The organism is Pseudomonas sp. C9D1 (assembly GCF_056491235.1).
On sequence record NZ_JBSZIE010000002.1, the window covers coordinates 1537366 to 1560605 of the forward strand.

General features: G+C 68.7%; 20 protein-coding genes. 10 read left to right on the forward strand and 10 right to left on the reverse strand.

The window, feature by feature from the left end; all coding sequences use genetic code 11:
* Window positions 1-2: 2 nt before the first annotated feature.
* Genes ACXI0U_RS15210 through pedF form a run of 3 tightly spaced genes read right to left on the reverse strand, consistent with a single transcriptional unit; the run spans window position 3 to window position 2111 of the window.
* On the reverse strand, window positions 3-758 hold the full coding sequence (locus tag ACXI0U_RS15210) for a quinoprotein dehydrogenase-associated SoxYZ-like carrier (protein WP_423727945.1): 756 nt from the start codon (window positions 756-758) through the stop codon (window positions 3-5).
* 31 nt (window positions 759-789) lie between these two features.
* Window positions 790-1668, reverse strand: a complete 879-nt coding sequence (locus ACXI0U_RS15215) for a substrate-binding periplasmic protein (protein ID WP_479550505.1) — start codon at window positions 1666-1668, stop codon at window positions 790-792.
* A gap of 5 nt (window positions 1669-1673) precedes the next feature.
* On the reverse strand, window positions 1674-2111 hold the full coding sequence (gene pedF / locus ACXI0U_RS15220; protein WP_021218542.1) for a cytochrome c-550 PedF: 438 nt from the start codon (window positions 2109-2111) through the stop codon (window positions 1674-1676).
* A gap of 309 nt (window positions 2112-2420) precedes the next feature.
* Here pedF and exaA point away from each other — a divergent pair, with 309 nt between their 5' ends.
* The 3 genes from exaA to ACXI0U_RS15235 all read left to right on the forward strand — a co-directional run bounded on the left by exaA (window position 2421) and on the right by ACXI0U_RS15235 (window position 6479).
* Window positions 2421-4292: a quinoprotein ethanol dehydrogenase gene (exaA, locus tag ACXI0U_RS15225; RefSeq protein WP_111264471.1), complete on the forward strand. Its 1872-nt coding sequence runs from the start codon at window positions 2421-2423 to the stop codon at window positions 4290-4292.
* A gap of 57 nt (window positions 4293-4349) precedes the next feature.
* Complete coding sequence (locus ACXI0U_RS15230) at window positions 4350-5030, forward strand: pentapeptide repeat-containing protein (protein ID WP_479550506.1); 681 nt, start codon at window positions 4350-4352, stop codon at window positions 5028-5030.
* A 132-nt stretch (window positions 5031-5162) separates the two neighbouring features.
* Window positions 5163-6479 (forward strand): methyl-accepting chemotaxis protein, encoded by a 1317-nt coding sequence (locus ACXI0U_RS15235; protein WP_479550507.1) that lies wholly within the window; start codon window positions 5163-5165, stop codon window positions 6477-6479.
* Window positions 6480-6758: 279 nt separating this feature from the next.
* Here ACXI0U_RS15235 and ACXI0U_RS15240 read toward each other — a convergent pair whose 3' ends face one another.
* The 3 genes from ACXI0U_RS15240 to ACXI0U_RS15250 are packed head-to-tail and all read right to left on the reverse strand — an operon-like array spanning window position 6759 to window position 8783.
* Window positions 6759-7394, reverse strand: coding sequence for a response regulator (locus tag ACXI0U_RS15240; protein ID WP_479550508.1), 636 nt, complete (start codon window positions 7392-7394; stop codon window positions 6759-6761).
* Window positions 7395-7413: 19 nt separating this feature from the next.
* Entirely contained in the window at window positions 7414-8664 is a 1251-nt protein-coding gene (locus ACXI0U_RS15245) for a HAMP domain-containing sensor histidine kinase (RefSeq protein ID WP_021218536.1), read from the reverse strand.
* Window positions 8661-8783: a hypothetical protein gene (locus ACXI0U_RS15250; protein ID WP_479550509.1), complete on the reverse strand. Its 123-nt coding sequence runs from the start codon at window positions 8781-8783 to the stop codon at window positions 8661-8663. The genes ACXI0U_RS15245 and ACXI0U_RS15250 overlap by 4 nt, the downstream gene beginning before the upstream one ends.
* A gap of 156 nt (window positions 8784-8939) precedes the next feature.
* On the opposite strand from ACXI0U_RS15250, the gene ACXI0U_RS15255 reads away from it, so the two are divergent.
* The 6 genes from ACXI0U_RS15255 to agmR all read left to right on the forward strand — a co-directional run bounded on the left by ACXI0U_RS15255 (window position 8940) and on the right by agmR (window position 14032).
* On the forward strand, window positions 8940-10151 hold the full coding sequence (locus tag ACXI0U_RS15255) for an ABC transporter substrate-binding protein (RefSeq protein ID WP_374981722.1): 1212 nt from the start codon (window positions 8940-8942) through the stop codon (window positions 10149-10151).
* Between the two features lie 23 nt (window positions 10152-10174).
* A complete protein-coding gene (locus ACXI0U_RS15260; RefSeq protein WP_043242043.1) occupies window positions 10175-11143 on the forward strand; it encodes a YVTN family beta-propeller repeat protein in 969 nt (322 codons plus the stop codon).
* Window positions 11140-11871, forward strand: a complete 732-nt coding sequence (locus ACXI0U_RS15265) for an ABC transporter ATP-binding protein (protein ID WP_021218532.1) — start codon at window positions 11140-11142, stop codon at window positions 11869-11871. The genes ACXI0U_RS15260 and ACXI0U_RS15265 overlap by 4 nt, the downstream gene beginning before the upstream one ends.
* Window positions 11868-12665, forward strand: a complete 798-nt coding sequence (locus ACXI0U_RS15270; RefSeq protein ID WP_021218531.1) for an ABC transporter permease — start codon at window positions 11868-11870, stop codon at window positions 12663-12665. The genes ACXI0U_RS15265 and ACXI0U_RS15270 overlap by 4 nt, the downstream gene beginning before the upstream one ends.
* Before the next feature lie 106 nt (window positions 12666-12771).
* Complete coding sequence (locus ACXI0U_RS15275; RefSeq protein WP_479550510.1) at window positions 12772-13317, forward strand: PQQ-dependent catabolism-associated CXXCW motif protein; 546 nt, start codon at window positions 12772-12774, stop codon at window positions 13315-13317.
* Window positions 13318-13366: 49 nt separating this feature from the next.
* A complete protein-coding gene (gene agmR / locus ACXI0U_RS15280) occupies window positions 13367-14032 on the forward strand; it encodes a response regulator AgmR (RefSeq protein WP_031287401.1) in 666 nt (221 codons plus the stop codon).
* A 163-nt stretch (window positions 14033-14195) separates the two neighbouring features.
* Here agmR and nahK read toward each other — a convergent pair whose 3' ends face one another.
* The 4 genes from nahK to pqqF form a co-directional block, all read right to left on the reverse strand.
* Window positions 14196-16832: a hybrid sensor histidine kinase/response regulator NahK/ErcS' gene (nahK, locus tag ACXI0U_RS15285; RefSeq protein WP_479550511.1), complete on the reverse strand. Its 2637-nt coding sequence runs from the start codon at window positions 16830-16832 to the stop codon at window positions 14196-14198.
* A complete protein-coding gene (gene nosP, locus ACXI0U_RS15290) occupies window positions 16762-17925 on the reverse strand; it encodes a nitric oxide-sensing protein NosP (RefSeq protein WP_021218527.1) in 1164 nt (387 codons plus the stop codon). The genes nahK and nosP overlap by 71 nt, the downstream gene beginning before the upstream one ends.
* 482 nt (window positions 17926-18407) lie before the next feature.
* Window positions 18408-19589, reverse strand: a complete 1182-nt coding sequence (locus ACXI0U_RS15295; protein WP_021218526.1) for a porin — start codon at window positions 19587-19589, stop codon at window positions 18408-18410.
* 278 nt (window positions 19590-19867) lie between these two features.
* The gene (pqqF, locus tag ACXI0U_RS15300) at window positions 19868-22342 is read right to left on the reverse strand and encodes a pyrroloquinoline quinone biosynthesis protein PqqF (protein WP_479550512.1); all 2475 of its coding nucleotides are present in this window, start codon (window positions 22340-22342) and stop codon (window positions 19868-19870) included.
* 367 nt (window positions 22343-22709) lie between these two features.
* Here pqqF and ACXI0U_RS15305 point away from each other — a divergent pair, with 367 nt between their 5' ends.
* Window positions 22710-23219 (forward strand): DUF2165 family protein, encoded by a 510-nt coding sequence (locus ACXI0U_RS15305; RefSeq protein ID WP_479550513.1) that lies wholly within the window; start codon window positions 22710-22712, stop codon window positions 23217-23219.
* The last annotated feature ends 21 nt before the right edge of the window (window positions 23220-23240 follow it).

Genomic DNA, 23240 nt, shown 5'->3' on the forward strand with positions numbered 1-23240 from the left:
GCCTAGAGCCCCCCTTCGAATTCGTTGCCGTTGTTGTCGCGCAGCCACAGGCGCGCGCCTGCGTGGCCCTTCACGTCCAGGCTGAGGGTGGGGTTCTCGGCCACGGCCGGGAACAGCTCCAGGGTCGCCAGGGGCTTGCCGGCGGCGTCGCGCAGTTCGGCCTGGTTGAGGAAGAACTCGGGGATGCCGCCCACCAGGCCGTTGTCCATCGGGTGGTCGACGCGCAGGCGCAGGCGTTCGTCGTCCCCCAGGGGAAAGCGCGCGGCGTGGATCTGCCCCAGGCGGTCCTCCCAGCCCGGTTGCGCGCGCACCACGCTGGGCGCGGTGCAGCCGCCGCCGGCGGCGTCGATCCAGGCCGAGCCGATGTGCCACACACCGTCCTCGGTCAGCGCCGCCGCGCGGATCGGCGTGGCCTGCTCGATGCGGATGCGGATCGCCACCACCGGCAATACGGCATCGCCGGGGCGGAAGTCGAACACCCGCGGAATGGGGTTGAGCTCGGCCCAGGCCATGAGTCGCGTCACCTTGCCCGGCAGCGCGCGGGCGTCCACCTGGATCGGCACCTGGCGGGCGTCCTCGGCGAAGGGCGGCGCCAGCAGCTGCACGCGGTCGTCGAAGACGTAGGGCGCGCCGTCGAGGATGCGCTGGTGGTGGAAGTCCCACATCACCGAGGGCATCGGGTCCTTGCCCGGATCGGTCGCGGCCAGGGCCTGGGCCCCCAGGCACAAGCCCAGCAGCAGCGTGGTCAGGTGGCGCATGGCGGTTCTCCCTGGCAGGCCGGGGCCCACCTCATTGCACGTCCTGGTAGAGGCCGGGCAGCTCGTAGGTCAGCCCGTAGCGGGCGTAGAGGGCGGCCAGCCGGCCATCGCGGACCCTCGCTTCCACCTCCATGTCCAGCGCGTTGGCAAGCTGGCGGTTTGACTCGTGCACCGCCATGCCGATGTCCCACAGGGGCTGGCCGAGGTTGGGGTAGGTGGTGTCGGAGGATTGCAGCGCCGGGTCGGCGGCCTGGTGCAGCAGCCACTGCAGCTCGCCGCGCAGGGCCATCACCGCATCCACCTCGGCGCCCCGCAGGGCGGCGAAGGCGGCCGCCGGGCTCGGGTAGTGGCGGGTGTTGGCGCTGAGCTGGCCGTTGAACACCGAGGTCAGGTAGAAGGACGGCACGCTCTCCAGCTCGACGCCGATGGGGTGCAGGCGGAACACGCCGATGCTGTCCACCGCCAGCAGGCGCCGGGTGTCGTGCACCAGGTGCCAGCGCTCGCGCTGGTAGGGGGCGAAGATCACCACCTGTTCGTTGACCAGCTCGCCCACGTCGTTGCGCCGCGCGGTGTAGTCACGGTCGTAGGGCACGCGCAGCATCAGGTCCGCGAGCAATTTGGGGCGCAGGTAGTGGCCCTTCCAGATGTAGTTGCGCAGGTCGTCGTCGAGCTTCTCGCCGGGGGTCACCCAGATCAGCTCGGCCTTCAGCCCCAGCGCTGCGGCCAGGGCATTGGCCAGGTCGACGTCGACGCCGCGGGCCTGGCCGTCCTGCTGGAAGCTGTAGGGCGGGAAGTTCTCGTAGACCGCGACCTTGAGCACCCCCGAGGCGAGGATGTCGTCATAGGGGCGGACATGCGCCTGCGCCAGCGGCAGGCACAGCAACCAGCACAGCAGGGCGAGCAGGCGCATGGCGATCACTCTTCGACGTGGACGCTTTCCAGGTAGGAGCGGATGGCCCAGAGCGCTTCCTGGCTGAGGAAGTCGGCCATCTTCGGCATGTACACCGCGCCATCGCGCACCGCGCCGTTGATCACCCGTTCCTTGAACCACTCGTCGCCGTCGGCGCTGATTTCGAGCAGGCGCAGGTCGGGGGCGATGCCACCGGACTTGGCTTCCAGGCCGTGGCAACGGGCGCAGTTCTGGTTGTAGGCCGAGGAACCGATCTCCACCGCCAGGGCGTTCTTCTCATAGGGCGCGCGGTAGGGGTTGGTGTCACGCCATTCCTTGCCCAGGGGCTCCAGGCCATCGGTGTTGACGGCCTGCGGCACGACATCGCCATGGGCCAGGGCAAGACCGGTGAGGCTCAGACCGGCAAGGAACATCAGGCCACGCAGGGCGTTCTTGTTATTCATGACTTCCATCCTCTTCGAGATGCTGGGCAAGGCGAACGCTCGGCAGGAGCGTGGTGACGAGGATGGTAAGGAGCGCCCGATCAGGGCCGAATGCTGCTTTGGTGGCCGCGCCCTACTCCCTTGGTAGCAAGCCGGGCGGAGGTGTATCGAGGCGCTTTGGCAGCGGTTCCAAGTCATGCCCGCACTGGGAAGTTTTCCCGGCAAGCGCGGGAGTTTTTCCGTATCCCGCAGGCGGTGGCGCTTCCAGTATTCGAAGCGCCAGGACGCCAGGTGGCGCACTGGTCCACAACGACCACGGGAACCGCACACATGACAACAAGATCGCACCCCCAACCTGCCAGCCCGCTCAGCCTCGCCATCAAGGGCCTCCTGCTCGCCGGTGGCCTCGCCGCCAGCGCCAGCGCCTTCGCCGCCAACGTGACCTGGGAAGACATCGCCAACGACCATGTCTCGGTCAAGGACGTGCTGCAGTACGGCATGGGCACCAACGCCCAGCGCTGGAGCCCCCTGGCCCAGGTCAACGACCAGAACGTGTTCAAGCTGGTGCCGGCCTGGTCCTACTCCTTCGGCGACGAGAAGCAGCGCGGCCAGGAATCCCAGGCGATCGTGCGCGACGGTGTGGTCTACGTCACCGGCTCCTATTCCCGCGTGTTCGCCCTCGACGCCAAGACCGGCAAGCGCCTGTGGGTCTACAACCACCGCCTGCCCGACGACATCCGCCCCTGCTGCGACGTGGTCAACCGCGGCGCCGCCATCTACGGCGACAAGATCTTCTTCGGCACCCTGGACGGCCGCCTGGTGGCGCTGAACAAGGACACCGGCAAGGTGGTGTGGAACAAGAAGTTCGGCGATCACACCGCCGGCTACACCATGACCGGGGCCCCGACCCTGATCAAGGACCAGAAGACCGGCAAGACCCTGCTGATCCACGGCAGCTCCGGCGACGAATTCGGCGTGGTCGGCCAGCTCTACGCCCGCGACCCGGACACCGGCGAGGAAGTCTGGATGCGCCCCTTCGTCGAGGGCCACATGGGCCGCCTCAACGGCAAGGACAGCACCCCGACGGGCGATGTGAAGGCGCCCTCCTGGCCGGACGACAAGAACTCCCCGACCGGCAAGGTCGAGGCCTGGAGCCACGGTGGCGGCGCGCCCTGGCAGAGCGCCAGCTTCGACGCCGAGACCAACACCATCATCGTCGGCGCGGGCAACCCCGGCCCCTGGAACACCTGGGCGCGCACCGCCAAGGGCGGCAACCCCCACGACTACGACAGCCTCTATACCTCCGGTCAGGTGGGCGTGGACCCGAGCACCGGCGAGGTGAAGTGGTTCTACCAGCACACCCCGAACGACGCCTGGGACTTCTCCGGCAACAACGAGCTGGTGCTGTTCGACTACAAGGGCAAGGACGGCAAGGTGGTGAAAGCCACCGCCCACGCCGACCGCAACGGCTTCTTCTATGTGGTGGACCGCACCAACGGCAAGCTGCAGAACGCCTTCCCCTTCGTCGACAACATCACCTGGGCCAGCCACATCGACCTGAAGACCGGCCGCCCGGTGGAGAACGAAGGCCAGCGCCCGCCCCTGCCCGAGCCGGGCCAGAAGCACGGCAAGGCGGTGGAGGTCTCCCCGCCCTTCCTCGGCGGCAAGAACTGGAACCCCATGGCCTACAGCCAGGACACCGGCCTGTTCTACGTGCCGGCCAACAACTGGAAGGAGGACTACTGGACCGAGGAGGTCAACTACAAGAAAGGCTCCGCCTACCTGGGCATGGGCTTCCGCATCAAGCGCATGTACGACGACCACGTCGGCAGCCTGCGCGCCATGGACCCGACCACCGGCAAGGTGGTGTGGGAGCACAACGAGCACCTGCCGCTCTGGGCCGGCGTACTCGCCACCAAGGGCAACCTGGTGTTCACCGGCACCGGCGACGGCTTCTTCAAGGCCTTCGACGCGAAAACCGGCAAGGAGCTGTGGAAGTTCCAGACCGGCAGCGGCATCGTCTCCCCGCCCATCACCTGGGAACAGGACGGCGAGCAGTACATCGGCGTGACCGTCGGCTACGGCGGCGCCGTGCCGCTGTGGGGCGGCGACATGGCCGAGCTGACCAAGCCGGTGGCCCAGGGCGGCTCGTTCTGGGTGTTCAAGCTGCCGAGCTGGGACAACAAGACCGCCAGCCGCTGACCCTCCCCGGCGCGCCTGCGGGCGCGCCGACTCCCCTGCCACGCACCAGGAGCCGTCATGAACTACCTGCCCATGTTCCTTCCCCTGCTGATGCTGGTCGTCGGGCTCGCCTGGGCCCAGGCCCCCGCTCCGCACGCCGAAACCGCCACCGAGGACGCCGTCCGGGTGATCGACGGCTGCCGCCTGGAGCCGGAAAGCCAGTGCCCGGGCGCCGACCTGCGCAATGCCGACCTGCGCAACCTCGACCTGCACAAGATCAACCTGGCCGGGGCCGATCTTTCCGGCGCCGACCTGCGCCACGCCAACCTCGACCTGGCCAACCTTGAGAAAGCCCGACTGGTGGGCAGCAACCTGACCCGCGCCAGCCTGCAGCAGAGCAACCTGCGCCTGGCCAACCTCAGCGGCGCCCGCCTGGTGGCGGTGCAGGGCTGGGGCCTGTTCGGCCAGGGCGCGCAGTTCAAGGGCGCCGACCTGACCGCCGCCTACCTGGAGTTCGCCCGCCTCTCCGGCGCCAGGCTGCACGACGCCAACCTCAGCGCCGCCGACCTGGAAATGACCTGGCTCAGCCGCGCCGACCTCAAGGGCGCCCGCCTCAACGACGCCAACCTGCAGGAAGCCAAGCTGGGCGACGCCAACCTGGAGAACGCCGACCTCAGCGGCGCCCGTCGCCACTACGCGTCGTTCCAGGGGGTGAACATGGAAGGCTGCCGGGAATGCCCGGTGGATTGGGAAAAATGATGTTCGGGCGGCGCGCGTCTACACTTTTCAAGCCGCGCCCCGTCGAATTGTTCGCCAGCCCCTTAAGAAAGTACCGGCAGGGCCGATGCGCTGACCAAGCAGTTCCACACTCTCAGCCAACGGGTTCCGACCATGTTCAACACGCGCTTGAAAAAGGAACTGGAGCACCTTCGGGAGGAAAACGCCCGGGCCCAGCAGATCAAGGAATCCATCTTCCAGGAAATGCTGGTGATGGAGATCGACCTCCAGGGTCGCATCCTGTCCGTCAACGAAAACTTCCTCAATGTGCTGCAGTACCGCACTGAGAATGTCATCGGCCGCACGCTCGAAGAGCTCATCCCCCAGACCTTCCACCGCGACCCCAACTACCTGAAGATGCGCCAGGGCCTGGCCAACGGCGAGCACTTCAACGGCGCGTACCGGCTGCTCCGCGGCGACGGCCGCGAGGCCTGGCTGCGCTGCATCTGGCAACCGATCCGCGACGGGCGCGGACAGATCCAGAGCGTGGTGGTGTGCGCCAACGACCTGACCCGGACCATCGAGACCGCCAAGGAGCACGAGGGCCTGATCAACGCCCTGCTGCGCTCCACCGCAGTCATCGAGTTCAACCTCAAGGGCGAGGTGCTCAACGCCAACCAGCGCTTCCTCGATGCCATGGGCTACCGCCTGGAGCAGATCAAGGGCAAGCACCACAGCGTCTTCTGCGATCCGGAGGAGTCCAGCTCCGCCGGCTACCGGGAGTTCTGGGCCAAGCTGCTGCGCGGCGAGTTCGTCGTCGGCCGCTTCAAGCGCATCGACGCCCACGGCCGCGACGTCTGGCTGGAGGCCTCCTATAACCCGGTGCACGACACCAACGACCAGCTCTACAAGGTGGTGAAATTCGCCACCGTGATCACCGACCAGGTGAACCAGGAGCAGGCCGTGGCCGAAGCGGCGAACATCGCCTACAGCACCTCCCAGCAGACCGACGCCACCGCGCAGAAAGGCGCCTCGGTGGTCAGCCAGACGGTCAACGTCATGCGCCTGATCACCAACCAGGTGCAGGAAGCGGCCGAAGGCATCGAGGCGCTGGACAAGCAGTCGCAACTGATCAGCTCGATCATCAAGACCATCAGCGGCATCGCCTCGCAGACCAACCTGCTGGCCCTCAACGCCGCCATCGAGGCGGCCCGCGCGGGCGAGCAGGGCCGCGGCTTCGCCGTGGTCGCCGACGAAGTGCGCCAGCTCGCCGGGCGCACCAGCCAGGCGGCCGAGGAAATCGTCGAGGTCGTGCAGCAGAACCAGAGCCTGGCCCAGGCGGCGGTGGACAGCATGTCCAGCAGCCGCCACCACGCCGAGCAGGGGCTGAACCTGGCCAACGAAGCCGGCTCGGTAATCGTCGAAATCCAGGACGGCGCCCAGCGCGTGGTCAGCGCCGTGGGGCAGTTCGCCAGCCAGCTGAAGACCTGAGGTGGAATGACCTGGCGGGGGCTGTGGGAGCGGTTGCAGCCGCGATGTCCGGGGTGGGTCTGATCGCGAGTAAACACCCACGCTCCTGGATCGTGTTTTGGCCCCCCTCAGGCCTCGGAACATGCAACCGTCGCTCACTTCGGACGTAGGGTGTGCTGCGCGCACCGGGAGCTCGCCGGAGGCACCGTGCGGCGGTGCGCACGGCACACCCTACGGCACGCACTCACCCTGTCGAGTCCTCAGCTCAAGTCGTCACAGCAGAGCCGATGCCCTGCCCTATCACCCCAGCCGCAATACCCCGGTATCGATGGCCAGGTGCACCAGCTCCGCCTGGGAGCTGACCTGCAGCTTGTTCTTCAGCATCGTCAGGTAGTTGGAAACCGTCTTGGCGCTGATGCACAGGTGCTCGGCGATGCTGCGTGCGGGCATGCCGCGGGCGAGCATGGTGAAGATTTCCAGCTCGCGCTGGGTCATCCCGGTGAGGCGCGGGTCGCCGGCCTGGTGCGCCGGGTGGCAGGCCAGCTGGGTAGCCAGGGGCTGCTCGATGTAGGCGTGCCCGGCGAGGATGCGCCGCACCGCCTCCACCAGCACCTCGGGCGCGGAGTTCTTGGTGATGTAGCCGGCGGCACCGGCATCCAGGGCCTGGCGCACCAGGGGCAGCTCGTCGTGCATGCTGAAGAACAGCACGCGCAACTGCGGCAGGCGTTGGCGCAGCCGGCGGGTGGTTTCCAGGCCGCTGATGCCCGGCAGCGAGAGGTCCATCACCACCAGGTTGGGAATGCTGTCCTGCACCAGTTGCAAGGCCTGCTCGCCGCTGGCCGCTTCGCTCACCTCCACCTCGGGCAGCAGGCCGCGCAGCAGGCTGGCGTAGCCCTGGCGCACCACGGAATGGTCGTCCACCAGCAGAATCTTCATCGCAGGCTCTCCAGGTCGTTCAGGCTTCGCCCAGGGGAATGCTCAGGCGCACCAGCCAGCCACCGCCGGCGCGGGTGCGCAGGCGCAGATCGCCACCCAGGCAGCGCGCCCGCTCCAGCATGGAACGCAGGCCGATGCCCGGCCGTGGCGGCTGCACGGCGCCCCGGCCGTTGTCGCCCACCAGCAGGCGCAGGCGCCGGCCGCGGCGCTCCAGGCGCACGCTCACCGCACTGGCATCGGCGTGGCGGGCGATGTTGGTCAGGGCTTCCTGCAACAGGCGGTAGAGATGGGCCTGGTCGGCGGTGGGCAGCACCGGCAGGTCCTCGCCCAGGCGCAACTGGCAATCGACGCCCTGGGCGCTGCGCCACTGCTCGGTGAGCAGCTCGATGGCCTCGCCCAGGTGCAGGCGCTCCAGCACCACGGGGTAAAGGTCACGCACCAGCGCGCGGAAGCTGTCCTGCATGCGCTGGCAGTTGTCCTCCAGGCTGCGCAGGGTGGCACCGGCGCCCGGCGCCTGGCCGGTCATGGAGCGCAACAGCAGCAGCTGCGCGCGGATGCCGGCGAGGTACTGGCCGATGTCGTCGTGCAGGGCCAGGGCCAGGTGCTTGCGCTCGTGCTCCTGCAGCGCCAGCAGGGCGCGGGTCAGCTCGGCGTTGTCGTTGCGCACCTGCTCCAGGGTGCTGGCCATCTCGTTGAAGTGGCCGGCCAGCAGGCGTGCCTCGTGCAGCGAAGGCTGGTTGAGGCGTACCGCCAGGCGGCCCCGGGCGATCTCGTCGAAGCCGGCGCGCAGCTCGTCGAGCACCCGCAGGCCCCGGCGTACCGCGACGCGGATGGCCAGCAGGCTGAGGCCCAGGGCCAGGCCGAACAGCACCAGCAACTGGATGAGGGAATCCTCCACCTCGTCCATCTCGTCCGCCGGGTCGACGCTGATCAGCACGCGGCGGCCATCGTCCAGTTGCAGCGGCTCGCCGTACTGCTCGGCGGGCGGGAACAGCCGCGCACCGAGCCAAGCGTCCAGGCCGCGTGGTTGTGAGGGCGTCTCGCCCTGCCAGTGGATGCGCACATGGCGCAGGCCCCGCGCCAGGGCCGACTCCAGGGCCTTGGGGTCGCGCCGGGCGGCCTCGTGCAGGTACTCGACCACCGCGCGCGCGGCCACCATCTCGCGTTGCACGTCCTGGCTGGCCTGGCGCAGCAGCACCCCGGTACAGACCAGTGCCACTGCGGCGAAGAACAGCACCACCAGCAGGTTGATGCGGCCGAGGGTGCTCATCGCCCGAGGCTCGATGAAAACGCCGCGGGGGGCGCAGCGGGGGACGCACGGAAGCCATCCACGCCGATCAGGCTGAGGATCAGCAGCACGGGCAGCAGCAGGGTCTTGAGCACACGCATGGCCGGGCCTCCCGGTCTCGTTCTTGTGCCTCCATGCTAGGGCCTTGGGCGAGCGGCCGGGCTACTACCTTGGTACTGCCCCGGCGCTACTTTCTGCATATTTCCCCAGGCCCGGGGCGGCCCTAGGCTGGCGCTACAAGAACGGGAGCCCCCGCCATGCGCCACCTTGCGCCCTATGCCCTGACCTACCTGCTGGCCCTGGCCGCCGCGCTGCTGGCCAACCACGCCGTCGCCGCCGAGGCGCGCCAGCCGCTGGAGGTGCGCGTCGGCTACCTCGGCTACAGCCCCGACCCGGGGCCGCTGCTGTCCAACGTCATCCCCGAGCCCCGCGACACCGGCTTGCGCGGCGCCGAGCTGGCGACCACCGACAACAACAGCACCGGGCGCTTCCTCAAGCAGCGCTACCAGTTGCTGGCGGCCAATGCCGAGAGCGAAGCCGCGCTGCTGGAGGCCGCCCGCCAGCAACATGCAGAGGGCCTGCGCCTGTTCGTGGTCAACGCACCGGCGCCGCTGCTGCGCCAGCTATCGGCGGCGCTGCCGGACAGCCTGCTGTTCAACGCCGGCGCCGCCGACGATGCGCTGCGCACCGACGCCTGCCTGCCCAACGTGCTGCACAGCCTGCCCAGCCGCGCCATGCTCGCCGACGCCCTGGTGCAGTTCCTCGCCCTGCGCCAGTGGAAGCGCTGGCTGCTGGTGGTCGGCCAGCGCCCCGAGGACCAGGCCTACGCCGCCGCCCTGCGTCGCGCCGCCGGGCGCTTCGGCCTGACGATCATCGGCGAGAAGCCCTGGACCTTCGACAACGAGCAGCGCCGCAGCGCCCAGGCCGACATGCCGCTGTTCACCCAGGCCGACGACTACGACGGCGTGCTGGTGGCCGACGAGCGCGGCGACTTCGGCGAGTACCTGCCCTACAACACCTGGCTGCCGCGCCCGGTGGCCGGCACCCAGGGCCTGGTGCCCACCGGCTGGCACAAGACGGTGGAAACCTATGGCGCGGCGCAACTGCAGAAGCGCTTCGAGGACCTCACGGGGCGCTGGATGAACGACCGCGACTTCGCCGCCTGGGTGGCCGTGCGCAGCATCGCCAGCGCCGTCACCCGCCTGGGCGCCGCCGACGCCGCCGCGATCCGCACCCTGGAGCTGTCGCCGGACCTGCCCCTGGACGGCTTCAAGGGCCGCAAGCTGAGCTACCGCCCCTGGGACGGCCAGTTGCGCCAGCCCATCGAGCTGATCCAGCCACGCGCGCTGATCAGCACCTCGCCCCAGGAAGGTTTTCTCCACCCCTTCAGCGAACTCGACACGCTCGGCCACGACGCGCCGGAGAGCCGCTGCCGGCTGGCCGAGGTTGCCCTGGAAGCCACGCCATGAACGCCCAGAACAAGGACCCCGCCATGCCCCGCCTCCCCCTCACCCTGCTCGGCGCCGCGCTGCTGCTGGCCAGCGGCGCTACCTTCGCCGCCACCGCCTACGTCTCCAACGAGAAGGACAACGCCGTCAGCGTGATCGACATGGACAGCCTGACGGTCACCGCCAGCCTGCCGGTGGGCAAGCGCCCGCGCGGCCTGGCGCTGTCCAGCGACAACCGGCTGCTGTACATCTGCGCCAGCGATTCGGACACCGTGCAGGTGATGGACCTGGCCACGCGGCAGATCATCAAGGAGCTGCCCTCCGGCGCCGACCCCGAGCAGTTCGCCCTGCACCCCAACGACCGCTGGCTGTACATCTCCAACGAGGACGATGCGCTGGTCACGGTGGTCGACACCCAGAGCAGCCAGGTGCTGGCGCAGATCGACGTCGGCGTGGAGCCCGAGGGCATGGCGGTGAGCCCGGACGGCAAGTGGGCGATCAACACCAGCGAGACCACCAACATGCTGCACTGGATCGACACCTCGACCCAGACGCTGGTGGACAACACCCTCGTGGACCAGCGCCCGCGCCATGTGGAGTTCGACCACGACGGCAAGCGCCTGTGGGCTTCGGCGGAGATCGGCGGCACCGTCACCGTGGTCGACGTGGCCACGCGCAGCATCCAGAAGACCCTGCGCTTCCAGATCAAGGGCGTGCACCCGGACAAGGTACAACCGGTGGGGGTCAAGCTGACCCGCGACGGCCGCTACGCCTTCGTCGCCCTGGGCCCGGCCAACCATGTGGCGGTGGTGGATGCGAAAACCCTGGAGGTGCTCGACTACCTGCTGGTGGGCCGGCGCGTCTGGCACCTGGCCTTCAGCCCCGACGAGAAGACCCTGCTGGCCACCAACGGCATCAGCGGCGACGTCTCGGTGATCGACGTCGACAGCCTCAAGGTGACCCGGTCGATCAAGGTCGGCCGCTACCCCTGGGGCGTGGTGGTGGCGCCATGAACGCACTGGAGGTGGAGGGCGTTGGCTTCGACTACGGCCCACGCCGCGCACTGGATGAGGTGAGTTTCGCCCTGGAGCCGGGCCGCTTCACCGCGCTGCTGGGGCCCAACGGCGCCGGCAAGTCCACCCTGGTGGCGCTGCTCAGCCGCCTTTACGACCTGCAGCGCGGCGACATCCGCGTCGCCGGCCATTCCCTGCGCCGGCAGCCGCGCCTGGCCCTGCGCCAGCTCGGCGTGGTGTTCCAGCAGAGCACCCTGGACCTCGACCTCTCGGTGGAGCAGAACCTGCGCTACCACGCAGCCCTGCACGGCATGCCGCGCCAGCTGGCGGCCGCGCGCATCGACCAGGAGCTGGCGCGCCAGGGCTTGGGCGAACGCCGCCGCGACAGCGTGCGCGCGCTCAATGGCGGCCACCGCCGGCGCGTGGAAATCGCCCGTGCCCTGCTCCACCGTCCACGCCTGCTGCTGCTCGACGAGGCCAGCGTCGGCCTCGACCCGGCCAGCCGCCAGGCCCTCAACCACCATGTGCGCCAACTGTGCGACGACGAAGGCCTGAGCGTGCTGTGGACCACTCACCTGCTGGACGAAGTACGCGGCGAGGACGCCCTGCTGGTGCTCGACCAGGGCCGCCTGGTGGCCTCCGGCACCGCCGGCGAGCTGAGTGCGGCCCATGGCGGCGGCCTGGCCGGTGCCTTCGGCGAGCTCACCCGGCCAAGGGCGCGGGCATGAACGCCGGTGCTTATTGGCAATGCCTGCGCGGTATCGTCGGGCGCGAGTGGCTGCGCTTCGTGCTGCAGCGCTCGCGCTTTCTCAGCGCCCTGGTGCGGCCGCTGCTGTGGCTGCTGGTGTTCGCCGCCGGCTTCCGCGCGGCGCTGGGCATCGCCATCATCGACCCCTACGCCACCTACATCACCTACGAGACCTACATCGTCCCGGGGCTGGCCTGCATGATCCTGCTGTTCAACGGCATGCAGGGCTCGCTGTCGATGGTCTACGACCGCGAGATGGGCAGCATGCGCGTGCTGCTCACCAGCCCGCTGCCGCGCCCCTTCCTGCTCGGCGCCAAGCTGCTGGCCACGGCGCTGGTGTCGCTGCTGCAGGTGTATGCCTTTCTCGCCATCGCCTGGCTCTATGGCGTGCAACCGCCGGCCTGGGGCCTGCTCGCCGCCCTGCCCGCGCTGCTGCTGGCGGCGCTGCTGCTCAGCGCCCTGGGGCTGCTGCTGTCGAACTTCATCCGCCAGTTGGAGAACTTCGCCGGGGTGATGAATTTCGTGATCTTCCCGCTGTTCTTCCTCTCCTCGGCGCTCTACCCCCTGTGGAAGATGCGCGAGGCCAGCGAGTGGCTGTACTGGCTGTGCGCGGCCAATCCCTTCAGCCACGCGGTGGAGCTGGTGCGCTTCGCCCTGTACGAGCGGCTCAACCCCTTGGCGCTCGGCGTGTGCCTGGGCCTGACGCTGGTCTTCGCGGTGGCGGCGGTGGCCAGCTTCAACCCGCAGCACGCGGCGCTGCGCCGGGCCGGCTGAGGCGGGAAAACTACTACTTTGGTACGGGTTTCCCTCTCCAACGTAGGATTTCCAAAGGCGCGCGGCTGGCTTGTAATGCGGGCATAAGAATAAAGAGATGCCTGCCATGCGAGTCCTCATCGCCTCACTGCTGTGCCTGCCCCTCCTGTTTTCGGCCGCCGCCCGGGCCGACGCCGAGCCATCGCTGTTCTCCGCCGACGGCTACCGCACCGACCGCTACCGCAGCCCCACGCCCGCCGAGGCCGACCACGCCCGCACCCTGGACACCCCCGGCCTGCGCGAGCTGCTGGCGCGCGACCCGCGCACGCAACTCATCGACGTCTACCGCCGCCAGTTCCTCGAAGGCCGCTTCATCGCCGACGAGCCCCACGCCAACCTGCCCGGCAGCCTGTGGCTGGCCAACACCGGCAACGGCGAGCTGGACGCGCGCTGGCAGGCCTACTTCGCCGACAACCTGAAGAAGGCGAGCCGGGGCGACCTGCACTGGCCGCTGGTGTTCTACTGCCGTTCCGACTGCTGGTTGAGCTGGAACGCGCAACGGCGCGCCCATGCACTGGGCTACCGCAATCTCTACTGGTACCGTGACGGCATCGACGCCTGGGAACAGGCCGGCCTGCCGCTGCAACCCGCCGAGCCCGTGCCCCTGCCCTGAATCCGCGCCCGACAGCCCCTCCATAATCAGAACAATGAGGTGAATGGCCATGTACAAGATCCTGATCGCCGACGATCACCCGCTGTTCCGCGAGGCCATCCACAACGTCATCAGCGACGGCTTCCCCGACAGCGAAGTGATGGAGACCGCCGACCTCGACAGCGCCCTGGGCCTGACCCAGGAACACGAAGACCTCGACCTCATCCTGCTCGACCTGAACATGCCCGGCATGCACGGCCTCAACGGCCTGATCAACCTGCGCAACGAGGCGCCGACCATCCCGGTGGTGATCGTCTCCGCCGAGCAGGACAAGCAGATCGTGCTGCAGGCGATCACCTACGGCGCGGTGGGCTTCATCACCAAGTCCTCGCCACGGGCGCAGATGACCGACGCCATCGAGCAGATCCTCAACGGCAACGTCTACCTGCCCTCGGACATCATCCGCACCCAGAAGAGCTCGCCCCGGCGCAGCCACCAGGACGAACACGGCATCCCCCCGGAACTGCTCCAGGCGCTGACCCGCAAGCAACTGCTGGTGCTCGAGCGCATGACCAAGGGCGAGTCGAACAAGCAGATCGCCTACAACCTCGACATCGCCGAAACCACGGTCAAGGCCCACGTCTCCGCCATCCTGCGCAAGCTCAACGTGCACAACCGCGTGCAGGCGATCCTCTGCGCGGGGGATATCGACTTCGCGGCGTATCTGCGGCGTTGAGGGCGGTGGAAGCTAACGCGACACCCCGGCTTCTTGGGTAGGCGGAGACTCCGCCCGGTGGAGGTAAAAAGCGACCTCCACCCTACACATGCCCGGACTTCCCGGTGGCTGGCAGACCGTAGGGCGGGTGCAACCCGCGACGCCCAAGCTCCCCCGCCTCGACTCACCCGCCCCGCTCGATCAGGTGGTTCATCGCGGCCTTGAGCTTCATCGGGCGGACGGGTTTGTGCATCAGGGTGTGGCCGAGTTCGCGCATCTGCTGGCGCAGTTCGTTGCTGTAGTTGGCGGTGATCATCAGGGCGGGCAAGGCGGTGCCGCGGCGGGCGTTGATGCTGGCGACGGCGTCGACGCCGTTGTGGCCGTTGTCGAGGTGGTAGTCGGCGATGAGCAGGTCGGCGTCGGCGTGGTAGTTGTCCACCTGGCGCGCCAGGTCCTCTTCCGAGAGTGCGGTGACCACCTGGCAGCCCCAGCCTTCGAGCAGGGTGCGCATGCCGGCGCAGATGGCCGCGTCGTTGTCCAGCACCCAGACCCGCGAGCCGTGCAGGCGCTCCACCAGCATGTCCGGCGTGCTCGCCTCGACCCGTGCCCGGGGTGCGCGCTTGGCCAGGGGCACTTCGATGCTGAAGCGCGAGCCGTGGCCAAGGCGCGAGCGCACCTGGATGCGGTGGCCGAGCATGCCGGCGATCTTGTCGACAATGGCCAGGCCCAGACCCAGGCCCCGGTCCTGCTTGGGTCGCTGCGAGTCGCCGCGTTTGAACTCCTGGAAGATCTCCTTGAGCTTGTCCTCGGCGATGCCGATGCCGCTGTCCCAGACTTCGATGGACAGGCTCTGCCGGTGCCGCCGGCAGCCCAGCAGCACGCGGCCGCTGGGGGTGTAGCGGATGGCGTTGCTGAGCAGGTTGCGCAGGATGCGCGCCAGCAGCTGGATGTCACTGCGCACCAGCGCCGAGCTGGGCACGAAGTGCAGGCTGAGCCCTTCGCTGGCGGCCGCCTGGCGGAACTCCACGGCGAGGTTGTCGAGCAACCCGGCGACGGCGAAGGGCGCGATGTCGGGCTTGATCACCCCGGCGTCGAGCTTGGAGATGTCCACCAGGGTGCCCAGCAGGCTTTCCACGTCATCCAGCGAGTTGCTGATGTTGCGCACCAGCGCCGTGCTCACCGCCTGCTCGCGCTGCTCCTGCAGGGCGCTGGTGAACAATCGCGCGGCGTTCAAGGGTTGCAGCAGGTCGTGGCTGACGGCGGCGAGGAACTTGGTCTTCGACAGGTTGGCTTGCTCGGCCTCGCGCTTGGCTTCGCGCAGGCGCAGTTCCACCTGGCTGCGCTCGCCGATCTCGCGCAGCAACTGGTCGTTGAGCTGGGTGAGTTCGGCGGTGCGTTCGCGCACCCGCTGCTCCAGGTTCTGGTAGGCCAGGTGCAGGGCCTCGGCGGTGCGGCGGCGCTCGGTGATGTCGCGGATCAGCACGAAGATGCCGACCACCTCGCCGTTGGCCAGGCGGTTGGGCACGTAGGAGCGCAGCATGTAGCGCTCCTGGCCGTTGAGGTTGGTTTCGGCCACCTCGAAGGTGACGCTCTCGCCGGACAGCGCCCGCTCCACATAGGGCTCCAGGCGCCGCCAGTGCTCCTCGCTGTGCACCTCGCGCAGGCGCTGGCCGAGCATGCCGCCACGGGGCCAGCGGTACCACTCCTCGTAAACCTTGTTGGTGAATTCGTAGACCAGCTCGGCGTTGAGGTAGGCGATCAGCGCCGGCACGTGGTCGGTGATCAGGCGGATCCAGCGTTCGCTTTCGGCCAGGGCCTCGGCGTGGCGGTAGCGCTCGGTGATGTCGGTGAAGGTGTTGACGAAGCCGCCGGTGGGCAGCGCGTGGGTGCGCACCTCCAGCATGCGGCCATCGAACAGGCGCTGCTCCAGCTCGCGCACCGGGCGGCCGTTGGCGTCGCGGGTCTGTGGAGTGAGCAGCGCCAGCTCGCTGTCGGCCATGACCTCGGCGAAGGGCCGATGGGCCTGGATCGGCGCCAGGCCGCAGAGTTCGAGGAAGCGGTGGTTCCACAGCTCCAGGGTGCCTTCGGCGCCGACCATGGCCATGCCCTGGGAGAGGTTGTCCACGGCGCGCTGCAGCAGCCGCGACTTCTGCGCCAGGGCCTGTTCGCGGCGCATGGTTTCGCTGACCTTGAGCTCGGTGATGTCGGTGTAGAGGATCACCAGCCCGCCCTCGCGGGTGGGCCGCTCGCTGACCTGCACCCAGCGACCGTCCTGCAGGCGGTAGAGGCTGTGTTCGTTGTCGCTGCTGCGCTGCTCTTCGACGATCAGCCCGGTGCTTTCGGCCAGGCGCTTGATCTCCGAGAGCCGGGTGCCGCTGATGATGCGCGCGCGGCTGTGGGCCCAGAAGGACTTGAAGCGGCTGTTGAACAGGACGATGCGCTGCTCCTTGTCGAACAGCACGAAGGCGTCGGAGATGCTTTCGATGGCGTCCACCAGATGCTGGTGGGCCGTCTCGGCGCGCAGCCGCGCATCGCTGAGCAGCTGGTTGCTGGCCTTGAGCTCGGACATCGCCTGGTTCAGCGCGTCGGTGCGTTCGCGCACCTGCTCGGCCAGCACTACCGAGTGCTGGAAGGCGGCGTAGGCGTCGTCACGGCGGGCCGCACTGGATTCGACCCGCTCGATCAGCGCGGCGTTGATGCGCCGCAGCTTGTGGTTGTCGCTCTCCAGTTGGGCGATGCGCGCAGCCTGGTCAGCGGCCTGCATCGCCGGGGCGGCGTCCGATGGCGACACCGGTGAAGGTCTGGTTGATGTGCATGCCATTGAACTGTTCCCCGTAGGTGTTGAAACCGATGACGCGCTGGCGACGGAGGAATTCGCCGGTCTGCTCGACGCCGCCGTCGCTCTCGATTTCCAGGCGGCGCAGGAAGCAGTCGCAGCCGATGGTCAGCAGTGGCGGGCCGAGGCGCTGCTCCAGGCGCTGGAACAGGGCCTGGAGGTTGGGCAGCAGCGGCCCCGGGCGCATGCCGGTGAGGACGATGCCGTTCTCCACGGCGCAGTAGAAGCTGAGGCTGAGGTCGTCGTTGACCCGCTGGATGGAGCGCACGTAGTACTGGTCGTTGACCCGCACCGCCAGCGGGTGGGCGGCGAACAGGCGGTGGTCCAGTGCCGCCAGCGGCACGCCGATCCACTGGGCGTATTCCTGGGCGGCGGGCTCGGCGTTGAGTTCGAAGACGCGGCGGCTGGCGCTGTCGGCGCGGGTGACCACCAGCTTCTCGTCGCTGGGCAGGATGTGGTGGGTGCTGAAGACTTCGAAATCCAGCTGGGTATTGACCAGCACCACCACCGCCGCGCCGGTGTGGAACTGGCCACCGTGGTAGACGTGGGTGTGGGTGAGGTGGTTGTCGTCGCCGGCCGAGCCGCCGAAATGCGGGATGCTGCCGAAGGCCGCGCTGAGGGCGGCGAGCACCACTTCCTCGCGGCTGGAGAGGCCGTCGAGCAGGGTCAGGGCGAAGCTGTGGTCCTTGATCGGTGCCAGGGAGTTGCTGCGGCAGTCGCTGACCAGGCGCTCCACCAGCTGCTGGGCATCGATCAGGCTGAAGCGCTCCATCTCGTCGATCAGCGCACTGCCGATGGAGAAGCTGCGGTAGTCGAAACCCACCGCGCTGACGCAGCCGCGCCCGTAGCCGTTGGGGGTGATTTCGCCGGCGCTGGTGCAGCCCACCAGCTCGATGCCGCCGAAATACTGCTCCAGCGCCGCGCCCAGGGCCGGCAGGTCGTACTCCGCCGAGCAGAAGAACAGCACGAAGCCCAGGTGCGGGTGGATCAGCTGGCGCGCCAGGTCCTGGGCCACGGCTTCGGCCTCGGTGGCGCTGGACATGGCGGTGACCACGCCCTCGTCCTGGTGCTGTTGCATGGGGCGCCTCTCGCGAATGGGCCTGCAGATGCTGTGGATTCTACGGAGCGCCCCGGGGCCGCCACATCCTTCTTGGGTAGCGACGGGCTCGTTCGAAGGGATGAGGCGGCACTGACGACTGCGTTCGGCCTCGGGGAGCGGCCCGGCCACTCATTCGTTCCTGGATGGGTGTGCGCGGGATCTTCGAGGTGCGCGCGGCACACCCCACGCGGAGCTGCGAGCTCTTCGCAGGATGGGCGCCTTCGATGGGGGCATCAGGCATCACGATGTGCCACGACCCGGCTCCGCCTGGTGGAGGTAGAAAGCGACCTCCACCCGCAGCGGTCGCGCCCATCGGTGGCATGACGCTTTGTAGGGGCGACTTCAGTCGCCCGCCAGGACAGGAGCGAATTCATTGGCGAAACCACTCCCCATAGAACGCAAAAAAGGCGGGAGGCATGCGCCATCCCGCCAAACACAAGGGAGCATTGCAGGGTGGAGCCTTACCAGTTGAGCACCAGGCCGAGGGCGACGGTGTCGGTGTCTTCGTTCTGCGCGGAGCCGGCGTGGCCGTCGATTTCGAACTGGTTGTATTCGGCCACCAGCTTGAGGTTGTCGTTGACGTCGTGGAACAGGGCGATGCCGCGGGTTTCGTAGTCGGCGCCGGTGTTCACCGCGCCGTTGCCGTCGTCCTTGGTCTTGCCGTAGGAGAGCGCCAGGCGGTTCTTGCCGAAGCGGTAGGAGCCCTGCAGCAGGTAGCCGTCGCTGTCCACTTCACGCAGGGTCGCCTCGCCGGCGTTGTTGGTGAAGAAGGGGTTGATGCCCTTGGCCTGGAAGCCGGAGCCCACCACCGAGAAGTCGCCCATCTTCGCCTGCACGCCATAGCCCAGGCCCTTGGAGGTGACGCTGTCCACGGCCGGGTCGGTGTTGTCGGAGGTCTGGTAGCCGCCGTTGACCCAGGAGTAGATCTGCGCGCCGCCCAGTTCGAACTCGTAGGTGAGCTCGGATTCGAAGCGCGGGTTCTCCTGGTAGGCCTTGCCGGTGGGGCTGTCGTCGTTGGTGTCCACCGGGTCCATGATGCCCACGGCCAGGCGCAGGCCGTCGCTCTTGGGGCTGCGGTAGGTGATCTGCGAGGTGGGGAACGGATAGGGGTAGCCGCTGCCGATGTTGCCGAAGGAGACGCCACCGCCATCTACCAGGCCTAGGGTGTCGCTGACCTGGCCGTAACCGGCGAGCATTTCGTCGAGGAGGATGTTGGAGCGCGCGAACAGGCCGAAGTCCTTGCCCACCAGCACCTCGCCCCAGTCGCTGCCAACGGTGCCGTAGAACTGGCGGACGTCGATGGCGGTGTCGGTGCCGTTGGTTTCGCTGTCGTTGATGGTCACCCAGAAGGAGGCGCGGGCGCCGAGCTTGAGGTCATCCACCTGCTTGCCCATGTTGAAGCCGATCCAGTTGGGCAGGAAGCCCATCTTCACCCGCGACTGGCGGCGATCGAACTGTTCGCCATCGCGGTCGACGTCGCTGTTGACGTAGAAGGCGTTGACGTAGCCGTCGGTGGAGAAGGTGGTGTCGTCCTTGTCGTAGAGGACGATCTCGGCCTTGGCCTGTTCCATGGCAGCCAGGGCCAGGCCGGTGGTGAGGGCGAGGGGCAGGAATCCGATGGTGACGTTCTTGTTGTTGTACATGGCGCTCTCCGCTGGGTGGGACGACTCGCTCGAGCCGTGACGGAGGCGATTATCGAAACGCCGGAATGCCCGCCATATGCGGCCTTGGCGCCGTTTCGCCGGTGCTTTGGCGCGCCCTGTACGGCCCTGGCGAAAAGACCCGGGCCGCCTCGCCGAGGGTAGCGGCGCGCAAGTCGCAACGGGCGGACGATGCCGTCGGCACGACCTGGGGAGGGGGTCGTACCGCTGCCTTGGTAGGGGATGAGGGGGGTGTGGCGTCGGGGCGAAGGGAGTAGGCGTCAGTGCCAGCGCGGGCCGGGGCGCTCGTCGTTGGCCAGCACCAGCCAGCCGCCACGGCCCTGTTGCAGGGCCTGCAGCGCGGCCAGCAGGTCATCGCGGGTGGCGTGTTCGAGGGCATCGGCAACACGGCGCGGCCAATCGGGGGAGTGGCCAGCCAGGTGCAGGTTCCAGGCGCGCTCGGCGTCGTCCTCGCCCCCCTCGCGCAATTGCGCCAGCAGGGCCTGGCGCGCAGCTTCGCCATCGCCCAGGGCCTGGTCCAGCGCGGCAAGGAAGGTTTCGATATGCCCAAGCATCTGCGCCACCGTGGCGCTGGGCGATTGCACCCCGAACAGCAGGCCGGCCTGGCCATTGATCAGGCGGAAGCCGGAGAACACCGCGTAGCCCAGTTGCAGCTCGCTGCGCAGGCGCTGGTAGAAGTCCGCCTCCAGGCAACGCGCCAGCCATTGCCAGCTGGCTTCGGTGAGGGCGTGCCGGTCCGGCAGCGGGCAGAACAGCAGCAGCGCGGCCTCGCCCTCCACCGCGTCCGGGCGGTGCCAGCGGTAGCTGGGCGCCAGCACCGCCGGGGCGTGTTCGCGGGGGAGCCGCTGGCCCGGCAACCGCCGCAGCAGGACATGCAGGAGTTCGCGCTGCCCGGCGTCGAGGCCGACGGTCATGGCCTCCCAGGCGGCATGCGCCCAGTGCCCGGCCAGGCGGGCGGGCGTTACCGCCCGGGCCACCTCGGTGCGAGGCACGGCGGCGTCCAGCACATCCGGCAGGTGTTGCAGCAGTTGGCGGATCGGCAGCTCGGCGGCCTGGCGCTTGAGCCAGGCCCGGTGCAGGCGCAACCCCTGGTCACAGGCGGCCAGGGGTGGTTCGAGCAGGACCTTGAAGGTTGCGTCGAGCACTGCCGGCAACATTTCAGCGGCACCGCGCAGGGCCAGTCGCCAATCCCGCCCCTGTTCGATGAACTCGAGGCTGATGCCTTGCTGTTGCGCCCGGCTCTGGGTCGAGCGCAGCCCCCGCTGCAGGGCCTGGTAGAAACCCGCCGTGGCCAGCCCGGCGGGCAGGCGCCAGCGCAGGAACAGGGCCGCCCTTTCGGCATCACCCGGGTGCTGGATCAGCGGCATCTCGCCCAGCGCCCCCAGGGCCGCCGGAACCGCGAAGGGACTGAAGACCGGTACACCGGCGAAACGCCAGCGCACGTCGATCGCCGGCCAGGCCGGGATGCCGGCTTCTTCCAGTTCGAGCTGGAACCCGGCCACCTCCACCCGCCCTTGCAAGGGCTCCCCGCTGGCGAACAGCCGCACCAGCCGTGGCGGCGCCAACTGGGCCAGCAGCCGATGCAGGCTGCGCGCGTCCAGCGGTGCTTGCCCAGGGTCACGCTCCATCAGGCTGCGTGCCTGCTCCAGCGGTGCCGGTCGGGAATGGCCGGTGCGCATCGGGTGGCGCGCGAGCAGGTCTTGCCAGGGCTCCTGCTCGCGCAGGGCCGCGAGCCAGTGGAACAGCGCCGCCTCCAGGCGAGCACGACTGTCGAGATGAGCGTCGGCCAGGGCGATGTCCAGCACCAGCAACGCCTGGCCCTGGTCGAGATGGGGCACCGATAGCTGCAAGCCGTCGCACAGCCCCTGCTCGCCGAGCCAGGCCTGCAGGCTGCCATCGGCTTCGTCCTGCAGCAGCTCACGCAACAGGTCCACCGCCTGGGGCAGCGTGGCGGGCTGCCCTTCCAGGGCAAAGGCCAGCCAGTAACGGGGCGCACCGGGCAGGCACAGGCGCAAGCTGTGGCTGAACAAGGGCAACAGGGGCGGTACTTGGCGCTCACCGGCCGGTGCCCCCGCAGGCAACAGGGCGCAGTGTCGCCGCGCCAGCTCGGCCAGCTCATCGAGAGGCTGGGGGCCCAGCAATACCAGGCGCATGCGCGCGCCCTGGTAGTGACTGCGATGGAACAGCGCCAACGCGCCCTGGAATACCGGGTCTTCCACCGCCAGGCTGGCGCGGTTGCCGGCATGGAAATCCGCCAGCGGGTGCCCCGGCGCCAGCGCCGCAGCCAGGGCGGATTGGGCCAGGGTCGAGGCATCGGCGGCGCGCGCCTGGTACTCGGCCTGCAGCACCTCGCGCTCACGCAGTTGCGCCTCGACCTCCAGCCGGGGCGTGGCGAGCATGTCCAGCAGGCGCGCCAGGCCGTCGTCCAGCGCGGCCGGCGGCAGCTCGAAGAAGTAGTCGGTGTGGTGGTCCTGGGTGCTGGCATTGAGGCGCCCACCGCAGGCCTGGATGAACGGCATCAGCCGCTGGTCGCCCGGGTAGCGATGGCCCCCGAGAAACAGCAGGTGCTCGATGAAATGCGCCAGCCCGGGCCAGGCTGCAGGCTCGTCGTGGCTGCCGGCCGCCACCCGCACCACTGCCGCGGCCTGACGCGCGCTGGGCACATGGCGCAGCAGCACGGTGAGGCCGTTGTCGAGCACCAGGGAGCGGCTCGTGGGATCGGGAGCGGAGGTCATCCGGGCACCTTGGAAAATTTCGCTCAGCATCCTCAAGACCGGCCGACAGGGCAATGGTTCTTTCGGCGAGTGGTGCCGAGCGCCAGGTGAATTGACGCGCCACGCTGCCTGCGTCCAGAATCCGCGCTCCTTCCCGTGCGGGCTCCATCCAGCCGGGCGGCCACGCTTCCCGGCGTGGCGCCGGCCTCAGGTCCTCCAGTCCCGATTTCCGCACGCTGCGCCTCGCGCACCCGAATACCTGGCTTGCCCAGGACACTCTCAGAACCGAGCCCGTCGCCGCGAGCGGCCCGGCCCTCCCCTGCCCGCTGCTTGCGTGGGCGGGGCGGACGCCTGCGCGATGCCGTTCGCCCTTTCAGGAAACCGAGCAATGACAATGATCCGCCTCTCGAAAGCCGTCATGGTGCTGGCCATGGCCTTCTTCGCCTCGCTGGTGGCGTTCAACAACGTCACCGACTACGCCACCAACTTCGCCTTCGTCCACCACGTGTTCCTCATGGACACCACCTTCCCCGGCAACCAGCTGATGTACCGCGCCATCGAGGCGCCCTGGCTGCACCACGCCGGCTACATGGGCATCATCGCTCTGGAAACCGCCACCGCCCTGCTCTGCTGGCTCGGCGGCCTGCACCTGCTGCGCGCACTGCGGGCCAGCGACGCCGGCTTTCGCGCGGCCAAACGCTGGGCCGTCGCCGGCCTGACCCTGGGCTTCCTCACCTGGCAGGTGGCGTTCATGTCGGTGGGCGGGGAATGGTTCGGCATGTGGATGTCCGAGCAATGGAACGGCGTGCCGGACGCCTTCCGCTTCTTCATCACCCTGCTGGCGGTGCTGATCTACCTGACGCTGCCCAACGACGGCGGCGAGGCTCGCAACGCCTGAGTGAACGGCCGGCCCGCGAAG

Coding starts and splice junctions, on each gene's coding strand:
- ACXI0U_RS15230 (WP_479550506.1), top strand. CDS start 4,350: ATGAACTACCTGCCCATGTTCCTTCCCCTGCTGATGCTGGTCGTCGGG.
- ACXI0U_RS15250 (WP_479550509.1), bottom strand. CDS start 8,783: ATGCGTGTGCTCAAGACCCTGCTGCTGCCCGTGCTGCTGATCCTCAGC.
- pedF (WP_021218542.1), bottom strand. CDS start 2,111: ATGAATAACAAGAACGCCCTGCGTGGCCTGATGTTCCTTGCCGGTCTG.
- nahK (WP_479550511.1), bottom strand. CDS start 16,832: ATGGCATGCACATCAACCAGACCTTCACCGGTGTCGCCATCGGACGCC.
- ACXI0U_RS15275 (WP_479550510.1), top strand. CDS start 12,772: ATGCGAGTCCTCATCGCCTCACTGCTGTGCCTGCCCCTCCTGTTTTCG.
- ACXI0U_RS15255 (WP_374981722.1), top strand. CDS start 8,940: ATGCGCCACCTTGCGCCCTATGCCCTGACCTACCTGCTGGCCCTGGCC.
- ACXI0U_RS15240 (WP_479550508.1), bottom strand. CDS start 7,394: ATGAAGATTCTGCTGGTGGACGACCATTCCGTGGTGCGCCAGGGCTAC.
- ACXI0U_RS15305 (WP_479550513.1), top strand. CDS start 22,710: ATGACAATGATCCGCCTCTCGAAAGCCGTCATGGTGCTGGCCATGGCC.
- ACXI0U_RS15245 (WP_021218536.1), bottom strand. CDS start 8,664: ATGAGCACCCTCGGCCGCATCAACCTGCTGGTGGTGCTGTTCTTCGCC.
- ACXI0U_RS15270 (WP_021218531.1), top strand. CDS start 11,868: ATGAACGCCGGTGCTTATTGGCAATGCCTGCGCGGTATCGTCGGGCGC.
- nosP (WP_021218527.1), bottom strand. CDS start 17,925: ATGCAACAGCACCAGGACGAGGGCGTGGTCACCGCCATGTCCAGCGCC.
- pqqF (WP_479550512.1), bottom strand. CDS start 22,342: ATGACCTCCGCTCCCGATCCCACGAGCCGCTCCCTGGTGCTCGACAAC.
- ACXI0U_RS15260 (WP_043242043.1), top strand. CDS start 10,175: ATGCCCCGCCTCCCCCTCACCCTGCTCGGCGCCGCGCTGCTGCTGGCC.
- ACXI0U_RS15210 (WP_423727945.1), bottom strand. CDS start 758: ATGCGCCACCTGACCACGCTGCTGCTGGGCTTGTGCCTGGGGGCCCAG.
- ACXI0U_RS15295 (WP_021218526.1), bottom strand. CDS start 19,589: ATGTACAACAACAAGAACGTCACCATCGGATTCCTGCCCCTCGCCCTC.
- ACXI0U_RS15265 (WP_021218532.1), top strand. CDS start 11,140: ATGAACGCACTGGAGGTGGAGGGCGTTGGCTTCGACTACGGCCCACGC.
- ACXI0U_RS15215 (WP_479550505.1), bottom strand. CDS start 1,668: ATGCGCCTGCTCGCCCTGCTGTGCTGGTTGCTGTGCCTGCCGCTGGCG.
- exaA (WP_111264471.1), top strand. CDS start 2,421: ATGACAACAAGATCGCACCCCCAACCTGCCAGCCCGCTCAGCCTCGCC.
- agmR (WP_031287401.1), top strand. CDS start 13,367: ATGTACAAGATCCTGATCGCCGACGATCACCCGCTGTTCCGCGAGGCC.
- ACXI0U_RS15235 (WP_479550507.1), top strand. CDS start 5,163: ATGTTCAACACGCGCTTGAAAAAGGAACTGGAGCACCTTCGGGAGGAA.